26 protein-coding genes are annotated in these 24,336 nt (G+C 59.1%); 15 read left to right on the top strand and 11 right to left on the bottom strand.

Annotation, left to right across the window (positions count from 1 at the left end; genetic code table 11):
- Positions 1-80: 80 nt before the first annotated feature.
- Together ACEN83_RS13905 and ACEN83_RS13900 are read right to left on the bottom strand one after the other, a co-directional pair.
- On the bottom strand, positions 81-1,223 hold the full coding sequence (locus tag ACEN83_RS13905; RefSeq protein WP_495580630.1) for a glycerate kinase: 1,143 nt from the start codon (positions 1,221-1,223) through the stop codon (positions 81-83).
- Between the two features lie 196 nt (positions 1,224-1,419).
- Positions 1,420-2,544: a sugar diacid recognition domain-containing protein gene (locus ACEN83_RS13900; RefSeq protein ID WP_102700802.1), complete on the bottom strand. Its 1,125-nt coding sequence runs from the start codon at positions 2,542-2,544 to the stop codon at positions 1,420-1,422.
- A 170-nt stretch (positions 2,545-2,714) separates the two neighbouring features.
- On the opposite strand from ACEN83_RS13900, the gene ACEN83_RS13895 reads away from it, so the two are divergent.
- The 3 genes from ACEN83_RS13895 (at position 2,715) to rarD (ending at position 6,268) form a co-directional block, all read left to right on the top strand.
- Complete coding sequence (locus tag ACEN83_RS13895; RefSeq protein ID WP_495580629.1) at positions 2,715-4,025, top strand: MFS transporter; 1,311 nt, start codon at positions 2,715-2,717, stop codon at positions 4,023-4,025.
- Between the two features lie 135 nt (positions 4,026-4,160).
- Positions 4,161-5,174 carry an aldo/keto reductase gene (locus ACEN83_RS13890; RefSeq protein ID WP_495580628.1) on the top strand — a complete coding sequence of 338 codons (1,014 nt, stop codon included), beginning with the start codon at positions 4,161-4,163 and terminating at the stop codon, positions 5,172-5,174.
- A gap of 212 nt (positions 5,175-5,386) precedes the next feature.
- Complete coding sequence (gene rarD, locus ACEN83_RS13885; RefSeq protein ID WP_495580627.1) at positions 5,387-6,268, top strand: EamA family transporter RarD; 882 nt, start codon at positions 5,387-5,389, stop codon at positions 6,266-6,268.
- A 96-nt stretch (positions 6,269-6,364) separates the two neighbouring features.
- On the opposite strand, the gene hppD is transcribed toward rarD, so the two are convergent.
- Together hppD and ACEN83_RS13875 are read right to left on the bottom strand one after the other, a co-directional pair.
- Complete coding sequence (hppD, locus tag ACEN83_RS13880) at positions 6,365-7,441, bottom strand: 4-hydroxyphenylpyruvate dioxygenase (RefSeq protein ID WP_429519333.1); 1,077 nt, start codon at positions 7,439-7,441, stop codon at positions 6,365-6,367.
- 250 nt (positions 7,442-7,691) lie between these two features.
- On the bottom strand, positions 7,692-8,636 hold the full coding sequence (locus ACEN83_RS13875) for a DMT family transporter (RefSeq protein WP_495580626.1): 945 nt from the start codon (positions 8,634-8,636) through the stop codon (positions 7,692-7,694).
- A gap of 78 nt (positions 8,637-8,714) precedes the next feature.
- On the opposite strand from ACEN83_RS13875, the gene ACEN83_RS13870 reads away from it, so the two are divergent.
- The 3 genes from ACEN83_RS13870 (at position 8,715) to ACEN83_RS13860 (ending at position 11,828) form a co-directional block, all read left to right on the top strand.
- Complete coding sequence (locus ACEN83_RS13870) at positions 8,715-9,587, top strand: LysR family transcriptional regulator (RefSeq protein WP_495580625.1); 873 nt, start codon at positions 8,715-8,717, stop codon at positions 9,585-9,587.
- 112 nt (positions 9,588-9,699) lie between these two features.
- On the top strand, positions 9,700-11,232 hold the full coding sequence (locus tag ACEN83_RS13865) for an EAL domain-containing protein (RefSeq protein ID WP_495580624.1): 1,533 nt from the start codon (positions 9,700-9,702) through the stop codon (positions 11,230-11,232).
- 233 nt (positions 11,233-11,465) lie between these two features.
- A complete protein-coding gene (locus ACEN83_RS13860) occupies positions 11,466-11,828 on the top strand; it encodes a histone-like nucleoid-structuring protein, MvaT/MvaU family (protein WP_008065377.1) in 363 nt (120 codons plus the stop codon).
- Positions 11,829-11,991: 163 nt separating this feature from the next.
- On the opposite strand, the gene ACEN83_RS13855 is transcribed toward ACEN83_RS13860, so the two are convergent.
- Complete coding sequence (locus ACEN83_RS13855; protein WP_495580623.1) at positions 11,992-12,510, bottom strand: DUF4946 domain-containing protein; 519 nt, start codon at positions 12,508-12,510, stop codon at positions 11,992-11,994.
- Between the two features lie 144 nt (positions 12,511-12,654).
- Between ACEN83_RS13855 and gloA the strand changes: the two genes are divergently transcribed.
- Positions 12,655-13,176 carry a lactoylglutathione lyase gene (gloA, locus tag ACEN83_RS13850; protein WP_116580475.1) on the top strand — a complete coding sequence of 174 codons (522 nt, stop codon included), beginning with the start codon at positions 12,655-12,657 and terminating at the stop codon, positions 13,174-13,176.
- Positions 13,177-13,412: 236 nt separating this feature from the next.
- On the opposite strand, the gene ahpF is transcribed toward gloA, so the two are convergent.
- From ahpF to ACEN83_RS13835, 3 genes are all read right to left on the bottom strand, one after another.
- The gene (ahpF, locus tag ACEN83_RS13845; RefSeq protein WP_495580622.1) at positions 13,413-14,975 is read right to left on the bottom strand and encodes an alkyl hydroperoxide reductase subunit F; all 1,563 of its coding nucleotides are present in this window, start codon (positions 14,973-14,975) and stop codon (positions 13,413-13,415) included.
- 132 nt (positions 14,976-15,107) lie between these two features.
- Positions 15,108-15,671 carry an alkyl hydroperoxide reductase subunit C gene (gene ahpC, locus ACEN83_RS13840; protein WP_007975937.1) on the bottom strand — a complete coding sequence of 188 codons (564 nt, stop codon included), beginning with the start codon at positions 15,669-15,671 and terminating at the stop codon, positions 15,108-15,110.
- 139 nt (positions 15,672-15,810) lie between these two features.
- Complete coding sequence (locus tag ACEN83_RS13835) at positions 15,811-16,749, bottom strand: site-specific integrase (protein WP_495580621.1); 939 nt, start codon at positions 16,747-16,749, stop codon at positions 15,811-15,813.
- Between the two features lie 178 nt (positions 16,750-16,927).
- On the opposite strand from ACEN83_RS13835, the gene ACEN83_RS13830 reads away from it, so the two are divergent.
- Positions 16,928-17,938 carry a DNA-binding protein gene (locus ACEN83_RS13830; protein ID WP_495580620.1) on the top strand — a complete coding sequence of 337 codons (1,011 nt, stop codon included), beginning with the start codon at positions 16,928-16,930 and terminating at the stop codon, positions 17,936-17,938.
- On the opposite strand, the gene gorA is transcribed toward ACEN83_RS13830, so the two are convergent.
- Both gorA and galU read right to left on the bottom strand, forming a co-directional pair.
- Entirely contained in the window at positions 17,935-19,293 is a 1,359-nt protein-coding gene (gorA, locus tag ACEN83_RS13825) for a glutathione-disulfide reductase (protein ID WP_495580619.1), read from the bottom strand. The genes ACEN83_RS13830 and gorA overlap by 4 nt on opposite strands.
- 130 nt (positions 19,294-19,423) lie before the next feature.
- A complete protein-coding gene (gene galU, locus ACEN83_RS13820) occupies positions 19,424-20,263 on the bottom strand; it encodes a UTP--glucose-1-phosphate uridylyltransferase GalU (RefSeq protein ID WP_102702148.1) in 840 nt (279 codons plus the stop codon).
- Between the two features lie 290 nt (positions 20,264-20,553).
- Between galU and ACEN83_RS13815 the strand changes: the two genes are divergently transcribed.
- From ACEN83_RS13815 to ACEN83_RS13805, 3 genes are all read left to right on the top strand, one after another.
- Entirely contained in the window at positions 20,554-20,742 is a 189-nt protein-coding gene (locus ACEN83_RS13815; RefSeq protein WP_007975950.1) for a hypothetical protein, read from the top strand.
- A 434-nt stretch (positions 20,743-21,176) separates the two neighbouring features.
- Complete coding sequence (locus ACEN83_RS13810; RefSeq protein ID WP_007975951.1) at positions 21,177-21,458, top strand: hypothetical protein; 282 nt, start codon at positions 21,177-21,179, stop codon at positions 21,456-21,458.
- Positions 21,459-21,475: 17 nt separating this feature from the next.
- On the top strand, positions 21,476-21,718 hold the full coding sequence (locus ACEN83_RS13805; RefSeq protein ID WP_218478653.1) for an amidohydrolase: 243 nt from the start codon (positions 21,476-21,478) through the stop codon (positions 21,716-21,718).
- 54 nt (positions 21,719-21,772) lie between these two features.
- Here ACEN83_RS13805 and ACEN83_RS13800 read toward each other — a convergent pair whose 3' ends face one another.
- The gene (locus ACEN83_RS13800) at positions 21,773-22,129 is read right to left on the bottom strand and encodes a hypothetical protein (protein WP_007975953.1); all 357 of its coding nucleotides are present in this window, start codon (positions 22,127-22,129) and stop codon (positions 21,773-21,775) included.
- Between the two features lie 201 nt (positions 22,130-22,330).
- On the opposite strand from ACEN83_RS13800, the gene ACEN83_RS13795 reads away from it, so the two are divergent.
- The 4 genes from ACEN83_RS13795 to alkB all read left to right on the top strand — a co-directional run bounded on the left by ACEN83_RS13795 (position 22,331) and on the right by alkB (position 24,330).
- On the top strand, positions 22,331-22,633 hold the full coding sequence (locus ACEN83_RS13795; protein WP_007912251.1) for a DUF1883 domain-containing protein: 303 nt from the start codon (positions 22,331-22,333) through the stop codon (positions 22,631-22,633).
- 37 nt (positions 22,634-22,670) lie between these two features.
- Positions 22,671-22,838 (top strand): hypothetical protein, encoded by a 168-nt coding sequence (locus ACEN83_RS13790; RefSeq protein ID WP_495580618.1) that lies wholly within the window; start codon positions 22,671-22,673, stop codon positions 22,836-22,838.
- A 117-nt stretch (positions 22,839-22,955) separates the two neighbouring features.
- Positions 22,956-23,660, top strand: coding sequence for a 2OG-Fe(II) oxygenase (locus tag ACEN83_RS13785; protein WP_495580617.1), 705 nt, complete (start codon positions 22,956-22,958; stop codon positions 23,658-23,660).
- Entirely contained in the window at positions 23,650-24,330 is a 681-nt protein-coding gene (alkB, locus tag ACEN83_RS13780) for a DNA oxidative demethylase AlkB (protein ID WP_495580616.1), read from the top strand. Before ACEN83_RS13785 ends, alkB begins: the two co-directional genes overlap by 11 nt.
- Positions 24,331-24,336: the final 6 nt, after the last annotated feature.

Genomic DNA, 24,336 nt, shown 5'->3' with positions numbered 1-24,336 from the left:
CCCGTATACGTATTGCGGCTGCTGCGCAGCCGAACGGGGCGGTGCGGCGTTCCGACAAGCCCCCTCGCCACAGAAAAACCTCAGTCGCAGCGGACGGCCATCCGCCAGACACGCGCGATGTCGGTTGCCCGCTCACGCAGCAAGCGCGGCGCCTCGGCACAGGCCTGCTCCAGGGTCATCGGCCCGCTTGCCAGGGCGAACGCAGCGTCGATGCCGTGCTCATAAAGCGCCTGGTACCCCTCGCCCAGCGTGCCGGCGATGACGATGACCGGCACGCCGTGCTGCCCGGCGACACGCGCTACACCAAATGGCGTCTTGCCGCGCAGGGTTTGCGCATCGAAACGCCCTTCGCCGGTGATCACCAGATCGGCGCCTGCAACCGCCTCGGCCAGGCCCACCAGTTCGCCGACCACCTCGACCCCGGCCTTGAACTGTGCGCCCAGGAACGCCTTGGCGGCAAACCCCAGGCCACCCGCCGCGCCACTCCCCGGTTCGTCGCGAACGTCGTTGCGCAAAGCGGCCGCGCAATGGTCGGCAAAGTGCCCCAGTGCCTGGTCCAGTTGTTCGACCTGCACGGGCGAGGCGCCTTTTTGCGGGCCGAAAATCGCCGAGGCGCCGTGGGGGCCGCACAGCGGGTTATTGACGTCGGCGGCGATGTCGAAGCGCACCTGCGCCAGACGCGGATCGATGTCGCTCAGGTCCACGCGGGCCAATTGCGCAAGGGCGAGGCCGCCCGGTGACAGCGTCTGTCCCCGAGCGTCGAGCAACTTCACGCCCAAGGCCTGCACGGCACCGGCGCCGCCGTCGTTGGTCGCGCTGCCGCCAATCGCCAGGATCACCCGTTGTGCACCGGCATCCAGTGCGGCACGGATCAATTGTCCGGTGCCGAAAGTACTGCTGATGCACGCGTCGCGCTGCGCCACCGGGACCAACTGCAAACCGCTGGCCTCGGCCATTTCGATGATTGCGGTATGGCTCTGCGGCAACCAGCCCCAGGCGGCCTCCACCATGGCCCCCAGCGGCCCGCGTACCAGAGTGCGACGCAGTTCGCCTTCGCACGCGGCCAGTATCGACTCGACAGTCCCTTCCCCGCCGTCGGCCATCGGGCATTTGATCAGTTGGGCATCAGGCCAGACCTGCGCCAATCCCAGGGCAATGGCATCGGCTACGCCTTGAGCGCTGAGGCTGTCCTTGAACGAGTCGGGGGCGATCACGATTTTCATGGGAATTCTCCAGTTCCAATGCCCACATGCTGCCAGCCGCCATGAACAATAACGCCGGTCCGCTGCACAAGCGGCATAGAGGATTATTGTTCATTTCCACAAACCGGCATTCACACCGACCCCGTAGGAGCTGCCGCAGGCTGCGATCTTTTGATCTTGCTTTGTAAAATCAAAAGATCGCAGCCTGCGGCAGCTCCTACAGGGGGCCTGCTTCGGTTTGAGGGAGGAGCTGGACGCCGAGATACAACGCGAGCATGCCGTCCAGTCGCAGCGGGTCGACGCCGCTGAGCTCGGCAATCCGCTCCATGCGATAACGCAGGCTGTTGCGATGGATGCCCAGCGCATCGGCACAGGCCTGGCTCTGGCCGTCGTGTTCACACCAACTGCGCAGGGTCGCCAGCAGCTGACCATTGCTGTCCTTGGCAATAACCTTGCGCAGCGGGTTGAGCAATTCGTCGAGGGCGTCGTCGTTGCGGTGGCGCCAGAGCATCACCGGCAGCCGATAGCGGTTGAGCGTCAACAACCGGGAGCGCGGCAACACTTCGCGCCCGTAGGCCAGCAAGTCACCGACCCGGCGATAGCAGCGACGCAACCCCGCCAGCCCATCGGCTTGCCCACCGACGGCAATGCGCAGGATGTTCCAGCCGAGGCCGTCAAGCTTGTCCAGCAAGCGCTCGTTCTCGACCGACTGACTGGCCGGCCGACACCAGAGCAACGAGGTTTTCGCCGAGCTGACGCACCAACTGTCCGGGTGGCGGGTGGTCAACCAGGCACTCAGTGCCTCGACGGTTTGCCCCGCAGCGTGCTCCAGGCCCAGTTCGAACAGGTACGGTACCCGGGTCATTTGCGGCTTGAGGCCCAACTGCTGCGCTTCATCGATCAGTCGCGGAGAGTCCCCGGCTTCGCTGAGCAGCAGCGCCAGCAGATCATCGCAGCGCTGGCGCCGCCATTGCTGTTCGGCCTGCTGGTTGCGCTGGCCTACCAGCATCTCGGCGGTCATGCGCACCAGTTCGGCATAGGTGCGCAGTTGCTCGGGTTCGCCGGTGATACCCAATACGCCGATCAGGCGCTGATCGAGCAACAGCGGCAGGTTGATGCCCGGCTGCACGCCCTTGAGATGAATCGCCGTCTGCGCATCGATCTCCACCACGCGGCCGTTGGCCAGGACCAGTTGCGCGCCTTCATGGCGGGTGTTGACCCGCTCCGGTTCGCCGCTGCCCAGGATCAGGCCCTGGCTGTCCATGACGTTGACGTTGTACGGCAGAATGGCCATCGCCCGGTCGACGATGTCCTGGGCCAGGTCGTGATCGAGTTCGAACATGCAAGTGATCCTTGAAGACGGTGGTGGAACGGGTTGTTCACCCGCACAGGCCTTGGTTGCAAACCCTGTGCTCAGGCACAAAGACAGCCACCCTGAGGGTGGTCGAGACTCTCTGGGCGATCAACGTTACCCTTTGCATCGCAAAAAATCATAATAAAGAGAGAGCCGCCATGACACAGAGCGCCGTAGCGTCCGAGGCCATCGCTGACGACAAAAACGCCGTCTACAAGCGCATCACCCTGCGTTTGATCCCCTTCATTTTCATCTGCTACCTGTTCAACTACCTCGACCGGGTCAACGTTGGATTCGCCAAGCTGCAGATGCTCGACGCGCTGAAGTTCAGCGAAACCGTGTACGGCCTGGGCGCCGGCATCTTCTTTATCGGTTACGTGCTGTGCGGTGTGCCCAGCAACCTGGCCTTGAGCAAATTCGGCCCGCGGCGCTGGATCGCGCTGATGATGATCACCTGGGGCACGCTGTCGACCTGCCTGCTGTTCGTCACCACGCCGACCGAGTTCTATACCCTGCGCCTCTTCACCGGCGCCGCCGAAGCCGGGTTCTTCCCGGGCGTGGTGCTGTATCTCTCGCAGTGGTTCCCGACCTTCCGCCGTGGTCGCATCATGGCGCTGTTCATGTCGGCGATCCCCGTCTCCGGCCTGCTTGGCAGCCCCTTCTCCGGCTGGATTCTCAACCACTTCGCCGCCGGCCAGGGCGGTCTCGCCGGCTGGCAGTGGATGTTCCTGCTGCAAGGCATTCCGACCGTGATCCTCGGTGCGCTGGCTTACTTCCTGCTCAGTGACAGCTACGCCAATGCGAAATGGCTGACCCCGTTCGAGCGTTCGGTGCTGGAAGCCGACCACGCTGAAGACCTGGCCAACAAACCGAAAACCACGACTGATTCGCTGCTGGCAGTGTTCAAGAACCCTGCAATCTGGGCCTTCGGCCTGATCTACTTCTGCATCCAGAGCGGTGTATACGCGATCAACTTCTGGCTGCCATCGATCATCAAGAACCTGGGTTTCAGCGATAACCTGGTGATCGGCTGGCTCAGTGCGATTCCGTACCTGCTGGCGGCAGTGTTCATGCTGGTCGTGGGCCGCTCCGCGGACCTGCGCAAGGAGCGTCGCTGGCATCTGGTGGTGCCAATGCTGATGGGCGCGCTGGGGCTGCTGATCGCGGTGAACTTCGCCGCCAACCCGGCCATCGCGATTCTCGGCCTGACCATCGCCACCATGGGCGCCCTCACCGGCCTGCCGATGTTCTGGCCGGTGCCGACCGCCCTGCTCAGTGCCGGCGCTGCCGCCGGTGGCCTGGCGCTGATCAACTCGATGGGCCAGATGGCGGGTTTCCTCAGCCCGTATCTGGTGGGCTGGGTCAAGGACAGCACCGGTTCGACCGATGCGGCGCTGTACCTGCTGGCGGGGGTGATTGTCTGCGGCAGTCTGCTGGCGTTGCGCATGACTCGTACGTTGCGAGTTTAGGTATAGAAGATCGAAAGATCGCAGCCTTCGGCAGCTCCTACATGGATGCTGCCGAAGGCTGCGATCTTTTCATTTGCCACACCCGGTTTTTCTGGTATCTGATTGAGCCTTTCCCACCGGTAAAAGGATTTGCTCATGAGCTATCGCACACTGGGTCATTCGGGTCTGCAGGTGTCCACCCTGACCCTGGGCACCATGATGTTCGGCGAACAGACCAGTACCGAAGACTCCCTGCGGATCATCGACAAGGCCTGGGACCAGGGCATCAATTTCATCGACACCGCCGACGTCTACACCGACGGCCGTTCCGAGGAAATCGTCGGCGAGGCCATCGCCAGTCGCCGTCATGAATGGGTGCTGGCCACCAAGGTCGGCTTCGGTCCCGTGGACGGTGTTCCCAACCGCAGCGGTCTGAGCCGCAAGCATCTGTTCAACGGGATCGACGCCAGCCTGACGCGCCTGGGCACCGACTACCTCGACATCTACTACCTGCACCGTGAAGACCACAACACGCCGCTGGACGTCACGGTATCGGCCATCGGCGACTTGATTCGCCAGGGCAAGATCCGCTATTGGGGTCTGTCCAATTATCGTGGCTGGCGCATCGCCGAAGTGATTCGCGTGGCTGACAAACTCGGCGTTGACCGGCCGGTGATCAGCCAGCCGCTGTACAACATCGTCAACCGCCAGGCTGAAACCGAGCAGATCACCGCTGCGCAAAACTACGGTCTGGGCGTGGTGCCCTACAGCCCGCTGGCGCGCGGAGTGCTCAGCGGCAAATACGCGCCGGATGTGAAACCCGACGCCAACAGCCGTGCCGGTCGCCAGGACAAACGCATCCTTGAGACTGAATGGCGCGTCGAATCCCTGCGCATCGCCCAGCAGATCCAGCAGTACACCCAGGAGCGCGGCGTCGGCATCGTCGAGTTCGCGATTGCCTGGGTACTGAACAACAGCGCCGTGACCTCGGCCATTGTCGGGCCGCGTACCGAAGCGCAATGGGACACCTACACTAAGGCGCAGGTGGTGAAGATCACGGCCGAGGATGAGGCGTTCATCGATGCGCTGGTGACACCGGGGCATGCGTCGACACCGGGGTTCAATGATGTGAGCCATTTTGTGTCAGGGCGTAAACCGCGCAATAGCTGAAGAAATAAAAAACCAATGTGGGAGCGGGCTTGCTCGCGAAGGCTGCTTAACATTCAACATTGATGTTGGCTGGAAAACCGCTTTCGCGAGCAAGTCGAATCGTCGCACCGCCGCCCCCACAATTGGACCGTGTTGATTGATTGGTCAATATTCAGCTCAAAAACCACGTATCCTCCGCCCCCCCGTTTCACCTTCAACCTCGCGAGGACAGCTTGTCTAAAGGTATCGCTCTATCGGTTTCAGCCTCGGTGCTGTTTGCCGTCATGTATTACTACACGTCGCTGCTCACCCCCTTGAGCGGCGTGGAAATCTTCGGTTGGCGCATGCTGCTGACCGTGCCGTGCATGACCGTGTTCATGGTGGTGTCCGGCGAGTGGAAGCGCGTGCTGGAGATCCTAAGGCGCGCCAAAGCCGATCCGAAGCTGATTGGCGCGCTGATCGCCTCCTCTGCCCTGCTCGGCGTGCAATTGTGGCTGTTCATGTGGGCGCCGCTCAACGGTTACAGCCTGGATGTATCCCTGGGTTATTTCCTGCTGCCGCTGACCATGGTGTTGACCGGGCGGATCGCCTATGGCGAACGCCTGTCGTACCTGCAAAAGGTCGCCGTGGTGTTCGCCTGCCTGGGCGTGGTCAACGAGGTATATCAGGTCGGTGGTTTTTCCTGGGCGACCTTGTTGGTCTGCATTGGTTATCCGACTTACTTCGTTCTGCGCAAACGGCTGGCAGCGGACAACCTCGGCGGCTTGTGGCTGGACATGGCGTTGACGCTGCCCGTGGCCTTCTGGTTCGTTCAGAGCGGTGCACAGGGTTTTGGCGTGTTTGACCAGCATCCATGGTTGTCGCTGTTGATCCCGCTGCTCGGTGTGATCAGTGCTTCAGCGCTGGTGGTCTACATCATTGCCAGTCGCCTGCTGCCGTTCAGCCTGTTCGGCTTGTTGAGCTACGTCGAACCGGTGCTGCTGCTGGGCGTGGCGCTGCTGCTGGGAGAGAGTATCAAGGCCGGCGAATGGCTGACCTACATCCCGATCTGGATGGCGGTGCTGGTGCTGGTGTTTGAAGGGTTCAAGCATTTGGTGAGACAGCGCAGGCCTTAAAGCAAAAGATCGCAGCCTTCGGCAGCTCCTACAGGGTGTACGTTTTCCCATGTAGGAGCTTCCGAAGGCTGCGATCTTTTGATCCAGAAAACCCGGTCAGTCCGTGGACAACACGCCACGACGAACCTGGTCACGCTCGATGGATTCGAACAGCGCCTTGAAGTTGCCTTCGCCGAAACCGTCGTCACCCTTGCGCTGGATGAACTCGAAGAACACCGGCCCCATCAGGGTCTCCGAGAAGATCTGCAACAGCAGACGCTTGTCGCCCGACTCGGACGAACCGTCCAACAAAATGCCACGTGCCTGCAGTTCGCCCACCGGCTCGCCGTGGTTCGGCAAACGGCCTTCGAGCATTTCGTAGTAGGTGTCCGGTGGTGCGGTCATGAAGCGCATGCCGATGCTCTTCAGGTGATCCCAGGTCTTGAGCAGGTCATCGGACAGGAAGGCAACGTGCTGGATGCCCTCGCCGTTGAACTGCATCAGGAACTCTTCGATCTGCCCGGCGCCCTTGGACGATTCTTCGTTCAACGGGATGCGGATCATGCCATCGGGTGCGGTCATGGCCTTGGAGGTCAGGCCGGTGTACTCGCCCTTGATGTCGAAGTAGCGGATTTCGCGGAAGTTGAACAGCTTCTCGTAGAAGTTGGCCCAGTAGGCCATGCGACCGCGATACACGTTATGGGTCAGGTGATCGATGATCTTCAGGCCGGCACCGACCGGATGGCGGTCAACGCCTTCGAGGAACACGAAGTCGATGTCATAGATCGAGCTGCCTTCACCGAAACGGTCGATCAGGTACAGCGGCGCGCCGCCGATGCCTTTGATCGCCGGCAGGTTCAGCTCCATCGGGCCGGTTTCGATATGGATCGGCTGGGCGCCGAGTTCCAGGGCACGCTTGTAGGCTTTTTGCGAATCCTTGACGCGGAACGCCATGCCGCACACCGACGGGCCGTGCTCGGCGGCAAAGTACGAGGCGACGCTGTGGGGTTCGTTGTTGAGGATCAGGTTGATCGCGCCCTGACGATACAGGTGCACGTCCTTGGAGCGGTGGGTCGCCACCTTGGTGAAGCCCATGATCTCGAAGATCGGCTCCAGGGTGTTCGGGGTCGGCGATGCGAGCTCGATGAATTCAAAGCCCATCAGGCCCATTGGGTTTTCGTATAAATCTGCCATGGTTGGCGCCTCATCATTTTTTATCAATTAACTAAGGTTAGTTGTAAGCAATGCTGAGACCGCTGGGTGGCGCACAGGAAATGCCCCGCACGCTGCGGGCGAGAAAATCACCGTAGATCAGTTGAAACCCGAATATCTTCATTATCGACCCAAGGCTCTTGCGGGCGAGGCTTCTGCTGCCAGAAGACGATTATTATTGTATGCGTAACCTGATTCTACACAGCGTAAATCGTTTTGTCCGCCTTCTGTATCAAATCCCCTTTTTCCTTACCCGCGCAAGGGGTTTGTTACAGAGGAAAATCCCCGCCAGTATCAGCCCGCCACCCAGGCACATGGCCAGCGTCAACGGCTCATCGAGCAACAGCGCCCCCAGGATCACCGCGGTCAACGGGTTCAAGGCAATGAACACCCCGGAACGCGTCGCACCGATTTTGCGGATGCCATCGTAGTAGCCAATGTACGCCAGCGCCGAACCCAGCACGCCGAGGTACAAAAGGCTCAACCATTGCCGGGCATCCAGTTGGGCGATCGCAGTGACACTCACCTCGCCACGGACGATGCAAGTCATCCAGAGCATGACGGTGCCCAGCAGAATCGAACAGGTCACCGTTTGCACCGGTCCGAGGGTCAGGTTCAGCTCTCTGGAGCACAGCGAGTAGACACCCCAGCCGAGCACGCAGCCGAAAATCAGCAGATCGCCGATCCAGGCATCGGTACCAGCGGCCAATAATTGCGGGTTGCGACTGACGATCACCATGCTCGCGCCCGCCATGCAGATCGCGATACCGGCGACTTTTGCCCGGCTCAAACGCTCCTTGATCAGTAGCCAGGAAGCCAGGCCGATCACGGCCGGGTTCAGCGCCACGATCAAGGATGCCCGTGAAGCGTTGATGTAATGCAGGCCGTAAAAGAAGCACAGGTTGTAGAAGAAGATCCCGAAAAAGCCAAGCAAGACCAATTGCAGCCATTGCCGGGCGCTGGGTCGGAGCAGCGGTATCCGCGCCACGCGTATAAACAGCAGCAATGCCACACTGGCCAGTAAAAACCGCAGGCTGGCAGCCAGCAGCGGGTTGAGGCCGTCGGCCAGAAAGCGTCCGGCAACGAAGGTACCGCCCCACACCATGCTGACGCCTGCCAGTTTCAGATACACCGGCAGATCCGAGGGTTTTGACAGGGCTTGCTCACAGATCGTCATAAGGTTCCAGGGTCGGATGTCGGAGAGATGAGTTATCATTCGACTAATACTCAGTCATCGTAAAATGAGCAAACACTCATGACCCTCACTCAACTGGAGATTTTCTCTCTCGTGGCCGAACTCCACGGCTTCACGCCAGCGGCCAATCGCCTGGGCATTTCCCAATCGGCGGTGTCCCATGCCTTGAAGTCTTTGGAGCAGGAACTGGGGGTCGAGTTGTTGCGCCGGCATCAAACCCGGGTCGAGCCAAGCGATATTGGCCAGCAGTTGCTGCTGCGCGCCCGCGCGATGCTGGGCCTGGCCAACACCCTGCGCCAGGAAGCTGCCGATGCGCGGGGCATGAAACGCGGCACGCTGCGTATCGGCTCGTTCGGGCCGACTTCATCGATCAAATTGTTGCCATTGATTCTGCAGCAGTACCGCGCAGCCCATCCCGGCATAGAAGTGCATATCGACGAAGGCCCGGACCGCCAGGTGCTGCAGTGGCTGGAGGAGCGACGCATCGACATCGGCTTTGTGGTGTTGCCCGAGGAGCGTTTCGACACGGTCGCGCTGATCGAAGACCAGATGGTCGCGCTGCTGCCCGCCGACCACCCGCTGACGGTTCACGACAGCCTGAACCTGAAGGACCTGTGCGACTACCCGTTTGTGCTGACCGAGGCCGGTTCTTCGGAGCTGGTTTCACGCCTGTTCACCGCGGCCCGCGTGACGCCCAACATCCGTTATCGCTGCTCGCAGCTGATGAGCACCCTGGATGTCGTCGCTCGTGGCGACGGGGTGACGGTAGTCGCCGAAGGCTCATTGCCTCATCAATCAGACAGCCGCTATGTGAAAAAACCGCTGTCACCGACGGTGGTGCGCCAGGTCGGCCTGGCGGTACTCGATCGACGCCAGGCATCACCCGCGACGCTGGCCTTTATCAAACTGGCACAAAGCCTCGACCTGTGTTGAGCAGCGTAACCGCCTGGGGCCAACTATCATGGCCATTACCCAAACTCTTTATGGGAGGCGTATTGCCCTGCCAGTTGTTGAGAGCCTTACTTCTTCGTGACGGGATTCGCGAATGCCGCTGAAAGCCAAAACCCGCAGTCGCAGCACGAAAATTGCTGTCACCCTGATCAGCGGATTGCTCCCGGTGCTGCTGGGGGCCATCATTCTTTACATGCAGGCAGGGCGTGCGCTCAAGCAAGACACCGAACAAACCGCCGAGGAAGCGGTTCGTCAGTTCGACTTGATGCTCGACAACGCCGCTCAGGCCGCTCGCGAACTGCTGCCGATGGCCGGCCAAAGTTGCGGCGAGGTCAATCTGGCGCTGCGCGAACAGGTCACCCGCCGCCCATTCGTGCGCTCGACCAGTCTGGTGTGGGATAACAACCTCTATTGCAGTTCGCTGTTCGGCGACTATCAGGAGACGGTCAGCCCCGGCGACTACACCCAGGGCGCTTTGTGGCTCATGAGCGGCAATCCGGTGACGCCCAACGCCTCGTTGCTGGTGTACCGCCTGAGCGAAGGACAAAAAGGCGCGCTGACGACCCTCTATGGTTATCACTTGGGCAACGTTCTGCGCTTGATCGGCCGCCAGACCTTGCTGGTGCTGCAGGTTGGCCCGCACTGGATGTCCGCCGATGGCAAGGTTCACACAGGTGCCGCGCCTGAACTCCCCGTTGCCCAGAGCCGCTTGACCTCCGGGCGCTATGCTTTTGCCGTAGAAGCCGGTTTCCCCAAAGGCGAAACCTGGCGATACATGAGCAGCGAGTATCCCCCCCTGTTCAGTCTGCTGATTTTCTTCGGTGTGATTGCCGGGTCAATTGGTCACTTCCTGCAAAAGCGCTCATCGGCCCCCACCCAGGAAATGCAACGGGCGCTGGAAGCCGCAGAGTTCATTCCGTATTTCCAGCCCGTGGTACACGGCGACAGCAAACGCTGGTCCGGTGCTGAAGTGCTGATGCGCTGGAAACATCCGAAGGAAGGCCTGGTGCGTCCGGACCTGTTCATCCCCTTTGCCGAGCACTCCGGACTGATCGTACCGATGACCCGTTCGCTCATGCGACAAACCGCCGCCCTGCTCGCGCCGCAATCCGCCGGATTCAACAAACCCTTTCACATTGGCATCAACATTACCGCCAGCCATTGCCAGGACCTGGACCTGGTCAAGGATTGCCGCGAGTTCCTCGATGCGTTCGAGCCAGGCTCGATCTACCTGATACTGGAACTGACCGAACGCGAACTGATCGAGCCAACGGCAATCACCCTGCAACTGTTCGAGCAACTTCGCGAACTGGGTGTGAAGATCGCCATCGACGATTTCGGCACGGGTCATTCAAGCCTTGGCTACCTGCGGCAGTTCAATGTCGACTTCCTGAAAATAGACCAGAGTTTTGTCGCCATGATCGGCATCGACACCCTCTCCAGCCACATCCTCGACAGCATCATCGACCTGGCCGTCAAACTCGACCTTGCCCTGGTGGCCGAAGGTGTCGAAACCCCTGAGCAGAGTGATTACCTCAGCGCTCGCCAGGTCAACTTCCTGCAGGGTTATCTGTTCGGAAAACCCATGCCCGGGGCGGAATTCATTAGTGCATTAAGCGACCATTAACTCGAAAATTTAATCGATAAAACAACGACTACAGGCATAAATTTGAATCAAGACACTACTGCCGTTACATGAAGAAAAAGACAGGATTTACTCTTGGCCAATTAACTACTACAATTTTTCCTGCCTGCGCTAATTTGGCAGGTGAGCCACTATCACCGAGTCGCTTCAAGGCTCTTGGCTTATAGCTTTGTTTGCGGTTGGTATCAGCCAAACACACTATTGGAGTAAAGATATTGTCCAGACTCGCTGAATTTCGTGCAGCCGAAAAGGCCCTTCAAGAACAGCTCAAGCAGTTGGAATCCCTGAAGAACGATGCCGGGCTCAAGAAAGAAATCGAATTCGAAGAGAAGCTCCAGGGCTTGATGAAAACCTATGGCAAGAGCTTGCGCGACATCATCGCCATTCTCGATCCGAACCCGGCAAAATCCGGCCTGCAGCAAGCAGCACCGAAAACCCGCCGCGCTCGTGTGGTCAAGGTTTATCAGAACCCGCACACCGGCGAGCTGATTGAAACCAAGGGCGGCAATCACCGCGGCCTGAAAGCCTGGAAAGAACAGTACGGTGCAGCCACCGTTGATTCCTGGCTGCGCGGCTAACTCTCGCGGCGACAAAAAAGCCCTGCTTATGCAGGGCTTTTTCATGGGTTCTCTAAATGCCCGCGGCGAGCACAAGTCAACTACCTGCCCCCCGACTACTTTGTGCTTAATCCATTTTGATATCTAAAATTTTTTTCATGCATCGAAAAAGCACTGTCGCCAACTAAAGTTTCAAGCTGTTACGGGCTGCATCTATTTCTTCCTGGCTCGCCTTAAAAGCCTCGGCCTGCCCTGCGTAGGAAAAAACATAGGCCTTATCGGCATCCACCGCTGCCACCAATGTTTGCGAAAGCACATGCCGGCCGTTTTGCGTGACGGTGCAGGTTGTTTCCAGCGCGGCCAATCGACTCAAGGTAGCCGAATGAATTCGCGTACAAACACTTTGATACCCACCCTGAAAGAAGTCTTTTTGGACTGACTTGCGCATTTCCAGCAATACGCCTTCGAGGTTTACCTGATGATCGCTTTGCACCGGACTCATGGTCAGCTCCATCACCAGAAGCGGTGATCCATCCTGATCATTTTTCACCGCCCGCTGGCGACTGACCCCCGACGCTGAGTCAGGGACGTCTTCGATCTGCCAGCCTTGCGGCCAGGTCACCACTGGCGCATCGGCACGCGCAGCGCCCACCAGCGAAAAGAGGCTCAGCAGGATAAACAGCAGGTTACGGAATCGAATCATTGCAATCGGCACTCACGGATCAAGCCGTAAAGTCTGGGCCCAGGCCGGCTGTCAGGCAATAGCCGACTGTTTGGGTTTGGTGATGTCCGAACCCTTGCGTATCATTGTCACCATTCGTTAGCCCACATATTTCCCGGAGGGCCCATGAGCCTGCACGAATTGAACACCTTCCCCGGCGTCACCGCCCAACCGGACACCGCTACGCAGAAATTTGTCTTCAACCACACCATGCTGCGGGTCAAGGACATCACCAAGTCCCTGGACTTCTACACACGCGTCCTGGGTTTTACCCTGGTGGAAAAACGCGACTTCCCGGAAGCCGAGTTCAGCCTGTATTTCCTGGCGTTGGTCGACAAAAACCAGATCCCGGCCGATGCCGCCGCGCGCACCGAGTGGATGAAGTCGATCCCCGGCATTCTGGAACTGACCCACAACCACGGCACCGAGAACGACCCGGACTTCGCCTACCACAATGGCAACACCGATCCGCGCGGTTTCGGCCATATCTGCATTTCAGTGCCGGACATCGTCGCCGCCTGCGAGCGCTTTGAAGCGCTGGGCTGCGATTTCCAGAAACGCCTGAGCGATGGCCGCATGAAGAGCCTGGCATTCATCAAGGACCCGGACGCCTACTGGGTTGAGATCATTCAGCCGGCGCCGCTGTAAAATCAAAAGATCGCAGCCTTCGGCAGCTCCTACAGAGATCGGTGTAGGAGCTGCCGCAGGCTGCGATCTTTTGATCCGAGCTTGCTCGCGATAAACCGGAAAGCGCCGCGGGGCACCTGCCAACCCGCGTTATCGTTGACGACCATCGCGAGCAAGCTCGCTCCTACAGGAGTAATGTGCAAGACACAAAAAACCCCATGATCGCTCATGGGGTTTTGTGTTTTCAGCGTCGGGTTTTATGCCGGGGCGGACGTGCGGATCAGGTGATCGAAGGCGCTTAGCGAAGCCTTGGCGCCCTCGCCCACCGCAATCACGATCTGTTTGTACGGCACAGTGGTCACGTCGCCGGCGGCGAACACACCCGGCACCGACGTTTCACCGCGAGCATCGACAATGATCTCGCCACGGGGTGACAGCTCGATGGTGCCCTTGAGCCAATCGGTGTTGGGCAGCAAACCGATCTGCACAAAGATCCCTTCCAGCTCCACGCTGCGCACTTCGTCGCTCTGGCGATCCTTGTAGCGCAGGCCGTTGACCTTCTGACCGTCGCCGGTGACTTCAGTGGTTTGCGCACTGGTGATCACGGTGACATTCGGCAGGCTGTGCAACTTGCGCTGCAACACCGCATCGGCGCGCAACTGAACGTCGAACTCCAGCAGCGTGACGTGGGACACGATACCCGCCAGGTCGATGGCCGCTTCGACGCCGGAGTTACCGCCGCCAATCACTGCCACGCGCTTGCCCTTGAACAGCGGGCCGTCGCAGTGCGGGCAGTACGCCACGCCTTTGTTGCGGTATTGCTGCTCGCCCGGGACGTTCATTTCACGCCACCGCGCTCCAGTCGCCAGAATCAAGGTCTTGGCTTTGAGGGTTGCGCCGCTGGCGAAGTGAATCTGGTGCAGCTCGCCATTCTTGCCGGGCACCAACTTGTCGGCACGTTGCAGATTCATGATGTCCACGTCGTACTGCTTGACGTGTTCTTCCAGGGCCACGGCCAGTTTCGGCCCTTCGGTTTCCTGCACCGAGATGAAGTTTTCGATGGCCATGGTGTCCAGCACCTGGCCACCAAAACGCTCGGCCGCGACACCGGTGCGAATGCCTTTACGGGCCGCATAGATGGCCGCCGAAGCACCGGCCGGACCACCGCCGACCACCAGTACGTCAAAGGCTTCCTTGGCGCTGATTTTCTCGGCCTGGCGTTCAATGCCGCTGGTATCGATCTTGGCGAGGATTTCTTCCAGGCCCATGCGGCCCTGGCCGAAGTTCACGCCATTGAGGTAGATGCTGGGCACGGCCATGATCTGGCGTTCATCGACCTCAGCCTGGAACAGCGCGCCGTCGATGGCGACGTGGCGAATGTTCGGGTTCAGTACCGCCATCAGGTTCAGCGCCTGGACCACGTCCGGGCAGTTCTGGCACGACAGCGAGAAGTAAGTTTCGAAGTTGAATTCGCCTTTGAGCGAGCGAATCTGTTCGATCACCTCGACACTGGCCTTGGACGGATGACCGCCGACTTGCAGCAAGGCCAGCACCAGCGAAGTGAATTCATGGCCCATCGGGATGCCGGCGAAACGCAGGCTGATGTCGGCTCCCGGGCGATTGATCGAGAACGATGGCTTGCGTGCATCATCACCGTTGTCGAGCAAAGTAATCTGGGTGGAAAGACTGGCAACGTCTTTCAACAGTTCGAGCATTTCCTGGGATTTCGCACCGTCGTCGAGGGAAGCAACGATCTCGATCGGCTGGGTGACCCGTTCCAGGTACGATTTCAACTGGGCTTTAAGATTGGTGTCCAACATACGGGCGATTTCCTTTTTGCTTTTGCGAAGACATAAAAAAACGCCCGAGCGAATCTCGCCCGGGCGTTTTTATTGGGCGGTGCAGCTTACCGAGTAGGTGCGGAGTCCCGCCCTGATGGAGCGATCACAGACTTAGATCTTGCCGACCAGGTCCAGGGACGGCGCCAGAGTGGCCTCGCCTTCTTTCCACTTGGCAGGGCAAACCTGGCCCGGGTGAGCAGCGACGTACTGGGCAGCCTTGATCTTGCGCAGCAGCTCGGAAGCGTCACGGCCTACACCGCCGTCGTTCAGTTCAACGATCTTGATCTGGCCTTCCGGGTTGATCACGAAGGTGCCACGGTCAGCCAGGCCTGCTTCCTCGATCAGCACGTCGAAGTTGCGGGAGATGGCGTGGGTCGGGTCGCCGATCATGGTGTACTGGATTTTGCCGATGGCTGGCGAAGTGTTGTGCCAGGCAGCGTGGGCAAAGTGGGTGTCGGTGGAAACGCTGTAGATCTCGACGCCCAGTTTCTGGAAAGCGTCGTAGTTGTCAGCCAGGTCTTCCAGCTCGGTCGGGCAGACGAAGGTGAAGTCGGCCGGGTAGAAGAACACGACAGACCATTTGCCTTTCAGGTCAGCGTCCGAGACTTTTACGAAGTCGCCATTTTTGAATGCATCAGCTTTGAACGGTTTAACTTGGCTGTTGATGATAGGCATCGTTGACTCTCCGTCAGGGGGTTAAGAAGTTGATGGAGAGAACTTTACCCACTCGACGAACGGAAGGCTCATTGGCAAACCTGATGCTGCTGATTGGCTTTAGCTATTAGCCAGCGGTATTAATAGAAGAAAACGATCTCTAGGACTCAATGGCCTTTTCCGTGAGCCGCGCCATGCCGAGGAACGGACTGGCTTCGATGTAGCGCATGGCCGACTTCATGTCCTTCCAGCCCACATAACTCATCAGCGACTTCAGATCCCAGCCACTTTGATGCGCCCAGGTCGCAAAGCCGCGGCGCAAGGAATGGCTGGTGTAGAGTTCGCCGGCAATGCCTGCCCGCTCCAGCGCCTGGCGCAACAAGGGAATCACGCTGTTGGCGTGCAATCCCTCCTCGCCCAGATGCCCCCAGCGATCGATGCCTCGGAACACCGGCCCCCGCACCAGTGCCGCCTCGGTGATCCAGTCGATGTAAGCCTGCACCGGACACAAACGCTGCAAGGCCGGCGTCTGATAGGTCTTGCCGAGGTTGTCGCGATCGCTTTTGCTGCGCGGCAGATAAAGGCTGATGCCGGAACCGGCGCTGGCCTGCACGTGTTCAACCTGAAGCCTGCACAACTCGTCGCTGCGAAAGCCGCGCCAGAAGCCCAGCAGGATCAACGCCAGGTCGCGCCGGGCCCGCAACAACCCCGGTCGGTCGCCTTCGGCCCTTGCGGTTTGCACTTCCAGCTCCAGACGACTGACCACCTGCTCCAGGTGTTGAAGCTGCAAGGGTTCGGCCTGTTTTTCCTGGGCCGGGTGCAACGCGCGGATGCCCTTGAACACCTTGCGCACCACCGGCGCCTTGGTGGGATCGGCAAAACCCTGGCTGTTGTGCCACTGCGCCAAGGCCGACAAGCGCAGCTTCAGCGTATTGATCGACAACACCCCGGCATGCGCCACCAGGTAGCGCGCCACGCTGTCGCCGGTTGCCGGCAGAAACCCGCCCCACGTGACTTCGAAGTGTTCGATGGCTGCCCGATAGCTGCGACGGGTGTTGTCGCGAGTCGCGGCTTGCAGGTAACGATCCAGTTCAGTCATGGGGTCAACTCTTGAATTCATACCGCTTTGACAGGTCAAAAACCGGTACTTGGCGTATCACACGGGGTAATACCAGTATATCTCGTGTTAAACACATCCAGCATTTAACTTTGCCAATAGAATGGTACAATATGTATTTACGTGGTACGTACCACATCAACAAAACCCAGGAGATCTCATGGCACGCGGCGGTGTAAATAAAGCAGTGGTGCAAGCCGCTCGGTTGGCGATCCTCGCCCGTGGCGAAAACCCCAGCATCGATGCCGTACGGATCGAAATGGGCAATACCGGCTCGAAAACCACGATTCATCGCTACCTCAAAGAACTCGATGACAGGAACGAGACGGTCGAAGCGCCAGCGGAACCGATTGACGACGAACTGATGGCGCTGGTGGCGCGGCTCGCCCAAAGACTCAAGGAGCAGGCGCAGGAGCCCATCGACCAGGCGCGCACGCAGTACGAGGAACAACGCAAGGCGCTGGAAAATCAGCTCAGCGAAGCGCAAGAGGCCAACAGCGAACTGCACCAGCAATACGAGTTCCAGAGCCTGGCACTGACTCAGGAATCCGAGGCCCTGCAAGAAACCCGCGCCATGCTGCAAACGGAGCAAACCCGCAACGCCGGGATGAACCAGGCGCTGGCCGATTTCGAATTGCGCTTGAAAGACAAGGACGAGCAGATCCGCTCCCTTGAGGAAAAACACCTGCACACTCGCGACGCACTGGAGCACTACCGCAATGCGGTCAAGGAACAGCGCGAACAGGAAATGAGTCGCCACGAAGGCCAGGTGCAACAGCTACAGATGGAGCTGCGCCAGGCACAACAAAGCGCCCTGGTACGCCAGGATGAAGTCACCCAGTTGCACCGCGACAACGAACGCTTGCTGACTGAAAACCGCGGCACACTGCGCGAGCTGAGCCTGCTGCAAGAACAGCTCAAGCAAAGCAATACCCGTCAGGATCAGTTGCTGGAACAGGCCACCCGTGTCGACGGCGAGCGCACCCTCCTCCAGGAACGCCTGCGCGTCGCCCTGCTGGAAAGTCAGGCGCTCAAACAGAACGTCGATGAGCAGTCGCAGCTCAACAAGTCACTGGAAATCGAACTGACCAGGACCCGGACGGATCTGGAAGAACGCGTACGTCTGGCCGCGACCCTTGCGGCAGCGGCAGACGCAGCGAAGGACGATTAACCGGCGACCGGCGTGCGCATGGTGACGAACTCTTCGGCGGCCGTCGGGTGCACGCCGATGGTTTCGTCGAAGTCGCGCTTGGTGGCGCCGGCCTTCAAGGCAATCGCCAGGCCCTGGACGATCTCACCGGCCTCCGGGCCGACCATGTGGCAACCCAATACCTTGTCGGTCTTGGCATCCACCACCAACTTCATCAGCGTGCGCTCCTGGCATTCTGTCAGGGTCAGCTTCATTGGCCGGAAGCGGCTTTCGAAGATCTGCACCTCGTGGCCGGCTTCGCGGGCCTCCTCTTCGGTCAAACCGACGGTGCCAATGTTCGGCAGGCTGAACACCGCCGTCGGGATCATCTTGTAATCCACCGGACGATACTGCTCAGGCTTGAACAGACGGCGCGCAACCGCCATGCCTTCAGCCAGCGCAACCGGTGTCAGTTGAACACGACCGATCACATCGCCCAGCGCCAGGATCGACGGCTCGGCGGTCTGATACAACTCATCGACTTCGACAAAGCCTTTCTTGTCGAGCTTGACCCCGGTGTTTTCCAGCCCGAGATTGTCCAGCATCGGACGACGCCCGGTGGCGTAGAACACACAATCGGCTTCCAGCTGGCGGCCATCCTTGAGCGTGACTTTCAGGCTGCCATCGGCCTGTTTGTCGATGCGCTCGATGTCCGCGTTGAATTGCAGGTCCATGCCACGCTTGGTCAACTCCTCCTGCAAGTGCTTGCGCACGGAACCGTCAAAGCCGCGCAGGAACAGTTCGCCGCGATACAGCAACGTAGTCTCGGCGCCCAGACCATGGAAGATCCCGGCGAACTCGACGGCAATGTAGCCACCGCCGACCACCAGCACCCGCTTGGGAAGCTCTTTGAGGAAGAACGCCTGGTTGGAACTGATGGCATGCTCGTGCCCCGGAATCTCCGGAATCTGCGGCCAGCCGCCGGTCGCGATCAGGATGTTCCTGGCAGTAAAGCGCTCGCCATTGATCTCGACCCGATGCGGATCGACGATCTTCGCGTGCCCCTCATGCAAGGTGACACCGCTGCTGACCAGCAGGTTGCGATAAATGCCATTGAGGCGATTGATCTCACGGTCCTTGTTGGCGATCAGCGTCGCCCAATCGAACTGCGCCTCATCCAGGCTCCAGCCAAAACCGGATGCCTGCTCGAAGTCCTCGGCGAAGTGCGCACCGTAGACCAGCAATTTTTTCGGCACGCAGCCGACGTTCACACAGGTGCCGCCCAGGTAGCGACTCTCGGCCACCGCCACTTTCGCGCCAAACCCGGCGGCAAACCGCGCAGCCCGTACACCGCCGGAACCGGCACCAATCACATAAAGGTCAAAATCGTAGGCCATTTTCAATCTCCTCGGCAGGTGACCAGCATACCTGCGGACATTTGTGGAGCAAGCGCTGAACACGATATGAGGCCGGAAAATGAAAAAGCCACCCGAAGGTGGCTTTTCTATACAAACAGGTCGCCAGCTATCAGTAAGCCTTGCCCGTCTTGTAGAAGTTCTCGAAGCAGAAGTTGGTCGCTTCGATGTAGCCTTCGGCGCCACCGCAGTCGAAACGCTTGCCCTTGAACTTGTAGGCCATGACGCAGCCGTTCTGGGCCTGCTTCATCAGGGCGTCGGTGATCTGGATTTCACCGCCCTTGCCTGGCTCGGTTTGTTCGATCAGGTCGAAGATGTCCGGGGTCAGAATGTAGCGGCCGATGATGGCCAGGTTCGACGGTGCGTCTTCCGGCTTTGGCTTTTCAACCATGCTGTGTACGCGATAGATGTCGTCACGGATCATCTCGCCGGCGATCACGCCGTACTTGTTGGTTTCTTGCGGGTCGACTTCCTGGATGGCCACGATCGAGCAGCGGAACTGCTTGTACAGCTTGACCATCTGGGTCAGCACGCCGTCGCCTTCGAGGTTGACGCACAGGTCATCCGCCAGTACCACGGCGAACGGCTCGTCGCCGATCAGCGGGCGGCCGGTGAGGATCGCGTGGCCCAGACCTTTCATTTCGGTCTGACGGGTGTAGGAGAACGAGCACTCGTCGAGCAGCTTGCGGATGCCGACCAGGTATTTTTCCTTGTCGGTGCCCTTGATCTGATTTTCCAGCTCGTAGCTGATGTCGAAGTGGTCTTCCAGGGCGCGCTTGCCGCGGCCGGTGACGATGGAGATTTCGGTCAAGCCGGCATCCAGTGCTTCTTCGACGCCGTACTGGATCAGTGGCTTGTTCACCACCGGCAGCATTTCTTTGGGCATGGCTTTAGTCGCTGGCAGGAAGCGAGTACCGTAACCGGCTGCTGGGAACAAGCATTTCTTGATCATATAAGTCCTTGAAAGGGCTGTGTGTACGAGTTTCGGCGCAGTCTAATCAGGCGGCGTGCACCTTACAATGCCCCCGCGCTGGCTAACTGATGCCAACATAGAGAATTATTCTGGCGGATAGTTCCCTGCGAGGTTGCACAGGCGATTGCACAGCCTCTTATGCATAGCAGAGACTGGCGCAAATGCACGGCTTTCTACCGCCCGAAACCCATCACCATACGCTCATCGGCACCCGTTGCGTGCGTTTGCCGGTATCATGGCGCGATTGAACCAGACAACGAGGCAAATAGATGTCGGAAGCAAAAAGCGTCAACGGATTCCTGATCAACAAGGTGAAAGACGGTCAATGGTGGGTGGCCAGTGTCGCCGGTGAAAATATCGCCGGGCCTTTCCCTTCCGAAGCCCTGGCAATCGAAGTGGCCTCGGTGCTGGAGCTGGAGCACCCGGAACCCAAGCGACGCGGCAAGGACAAGAGCTGATCGACGCCCCTCTCGAATAGCCCTGTCTTGGCACAGGGCTTTTTTATGGTACTTCACGGAACCCCGGGGAACACTGATTACGAAATTTCTGTAGGAGCTGCCGAAGGCTGCGATCTTTTGATCTTGCTTTTGCGATCTGGATATTGCTGAAGATCAAGATCAAAAGATCGCAGCCTTCGGCAGCTCCTACAAGGGTCGGGTTGACCTTACAACCCCGACTTCAACCAGTTGAACGCCCGATTGAAGTGTCCAAAATCATTAGGCCAGTTCAGATGCCCACCCGCTAGACCGCATCACGGTCCCTGTAGGAGCTGCCGAAGGCTGCGATCCTTTGATCTTGATCGGAACACCGAAAAAGAAGTGGCCTTTGGCTATAACCTTTTGAATCCGGCGCTGTCTCAGCCTTAGCCCACCCCACTGACGATGATCAAACCATGAATAAAGTTTTGCCTTTGCTAGCGGTATTGGCCCTGAGCGGCTGCGCAACGTCGAAAGAAACCTACCTGGGCAACGGAGAGCAGGGTCTGACGATCGATTGCTCGGGAGAGGCGAATTCCTGGGCCGCCTGCTACGAAAAGGCCGATGCCTCCTGTGCAGGAACCGGCTACCGGATCGTCGGCACCGACGGCACGCCAGCGCTCAAGGTCAGTGAAAAAACCCTCGGCGCCGATATCGGCAATTACAAGAACCGCAGCGTCGTGGTGGTCTGCAAATAAGGGGCTCGGCCCTACAGATGAATTTCGGCGAACCTGATCCCGAGTCCACGCACTGTTTCGATCAAATCGTCGAGCTTGCCGAAGGACTCGACTTCGTCATTGTCATCCACCAGGAAATAGCTGCGCCCGGCGCTTTTCTTGAAAAACACGATCCATTCCCCCAGCTCCGCCGGATTCTGGATCACATGGGTGGCAGAGATAAGTCCCTCTGCATGGCGCTCCCGGACCTGCTCTCGTTTCATAGTCGACTCCAGAAATGACGATGCCGCCAAAAACAGGCTTTGGCGGCATCGGTGCTGTGGGTCGATAGTTTATCAGCCGGAAATGCACTCGGTGGCAGCCTTCTGTACATCCTTTGGACGCACCGGGACATTGGACATGCTCTCGTGCAGCTTGATGCTGCTGCCACCCGAGCGCTCTTCAATGTCGAATACGGCTGACGGCCCCGTGGAATACTTGAGCGGCACGATCACACGCAGGCCATCCTTGTGCGGTTCGATTTGCAAGGCACCACGACTGTCGGCCAGTTTTTCGCTGAGGCATTGCGCATATTCATGGGGTTTCTTGCCAGAAATCACGCTCATGGTCGGCAGTGACTCGTTGATGTCAGAGACGTTCGCACAACCGCTCACCAATGCCGCCAGCGCAACAACCCACAAACCCCACTTCATACAAAACCTCCGATAAAGAGGCTCGGACAACGCAGATGCGTTTTTTCTCCGAGGCAAACTGCTTTATCGCTCATCAAAGGTGAAATTAGCGTTTTTAATTGTCAAAGCGACCGGATAATAAGGCCTTCGGGCTGATAAACTGCGCCCATCGCCCATGCTATCGTTTTGATTTTGTAGAAAAAGCCCTTCTGGAGGCGCCCCATGAAATTTATCCATCAGCGCGAGCACCTCAATGAAGACGACATCGTCGTCATTCAATGCTCCCAAATGTGCAACATCCGTTTGATGAACGACGCCAACTTCCGCAGCTTCAAGAATGGCGGCCGTCACACCTATCACGGCGGTGCATTCGACACGTTTCCGGCGCGCATCACTGCCCCCAGCACCGGTTTCTGGAACATCACGATCGACACCGTCAACCGCCGCGCTATCAGCGTGACGCGCAAGCCCACCCTGACGCATTCGATCAAAATCATTCGCCGTTCCAGCACGAAACTGAGCTGACCGGCACACCCGAAACACAAGACAGGCAGATACGACCGTGGCCCAAACGACCAAGTACGTCATCAAATACAAACTCAACGGTGAGCGCCGCTTCGAGTTCGCCCAGCTTGAACACGGCACCACAGAAGAAGCCAAAGCGGCGCTGGATGCCATTCATGGGCAGGACAACGTCATCAGCGAAATCAGCGTCAGCAAAGCGCTGTAACGCAATCCGGAGCGACAATGGACGTCGGCTCCCGTTCGCAGTTCGACCGCAAGCGCCGGAGTGTCTGCTTCATTCAAGTCTTGCAGACTGGCCACCTCAATCACTAGAGGCCCGGCAATGAGCGAGCAATATCTGGACCAGCTGGACTGGCCCCGGCTGGAACAGCAACTTGACCTGGACGGTTACGCCGTCATCCCTTCACTGCTGAGCCACAAGGCTTGTGATCAGGTCAGCGCCCTGTACCCCCGGGCCGAGCCCTTTCGCTCGCACGTGGTGATGGCTCGTCACGGCTTCGGCCGCGGCGAGTACAAGTATTTCAGCTACCCGTTGCCGGACCTTGTGGCGCGCTTGCGCAGCGCGCTCTACCCGCGCCTGGCACCCATCGCCAATCGCTGGCATGAGCAAATGGGTTTGCAGCAACGTTTTCCTGACACTCATCCCGCCTTCCTCGAGCGCTGTCATGCCGCTGGTCAGAACCGTCCGACACCCTTATTGCTGCAATATGGTCCGCAGGACTACAACTGCCTGCATCAGGATCTATACGGTGAGCATGTTTTTCCGTTGCAAGTGGCGATTCTGCTGTCGGATCCCGATCAAGACTTCAGCGGCGGCGAATTTGTCATGACCGAACAACGCCCGCGCATGCAGTCACGACCGATGGTCATCGACCTGAAGAAAGGTGACGGGCTGATCTTTGCCGTCAACCAGCGGCCGGTCAAAGGCACTCGCGGTTACTACCGCGTGACCCTGCGCCACGGCGTGAGTCGCCTGCACAGCGGCAAACGGCATACCCTTGGAATCATCTTTCACGATGCGACATGAGCCCATGAACCCGCTGACGTTCGATCTGTTTGCCGATGCAGAACCCGAACAAGAGCCCAGGCGCGAGCAGATCGGCGAACAGTCATACGTGCTGCGAGGCTTCGCCCTGCCCTGGCTGGAGCGTTTGCTGCCCGCCCTGGAGGCGGTGCTGCTGGCCGCTCCGTTTCGGCAGATGGTCACGCCCGGCGGCTTCACCATGTCGGTCGCCCTGAGCAGTTGCGGCACATTCGGCTGGACCACTGACCGCAGCGGTTATCGATACACCCGCGACGATCCCCAAACCGATCAGCCCTGGCCGACGATGCCCGATGTGTTTTTCCAACTGGCACAAGCAGCGGCGCAGGCTGCGGGTTTCAGCGGTTTTGTGCCCGATTCCTGCCTGATCAACCGCTACATCCCCGGGGCAAAAATGTCATTGCATCAAGACAAGGACGAACATTCCTACGCGGCCCCCATCGTTTCGGTATCGCTGGGCTTGCCGGCGATGTTCCTGTTCGGCGGCTTTGCACGCAGTGACAAAAGCCAGCGCATCCCTCTGCTGCATGGTGACATCGTGGTCTGGGGTGGCGTGGATCGCCTGCGTTATCACGGCGTATTGCCGATCAAGGACGGTTTTCACCCGAGACTGGGCGAGCAACGCATCAACTTCACCTTCCGCACCGCCGGATGAAGACTT

This window comes from Pseudomonas sp. Pseusp49, from assembly GCF_059491875.1.
This window is presented reverse-complemented; position numbering and strand designations above follow the sequence as displayed.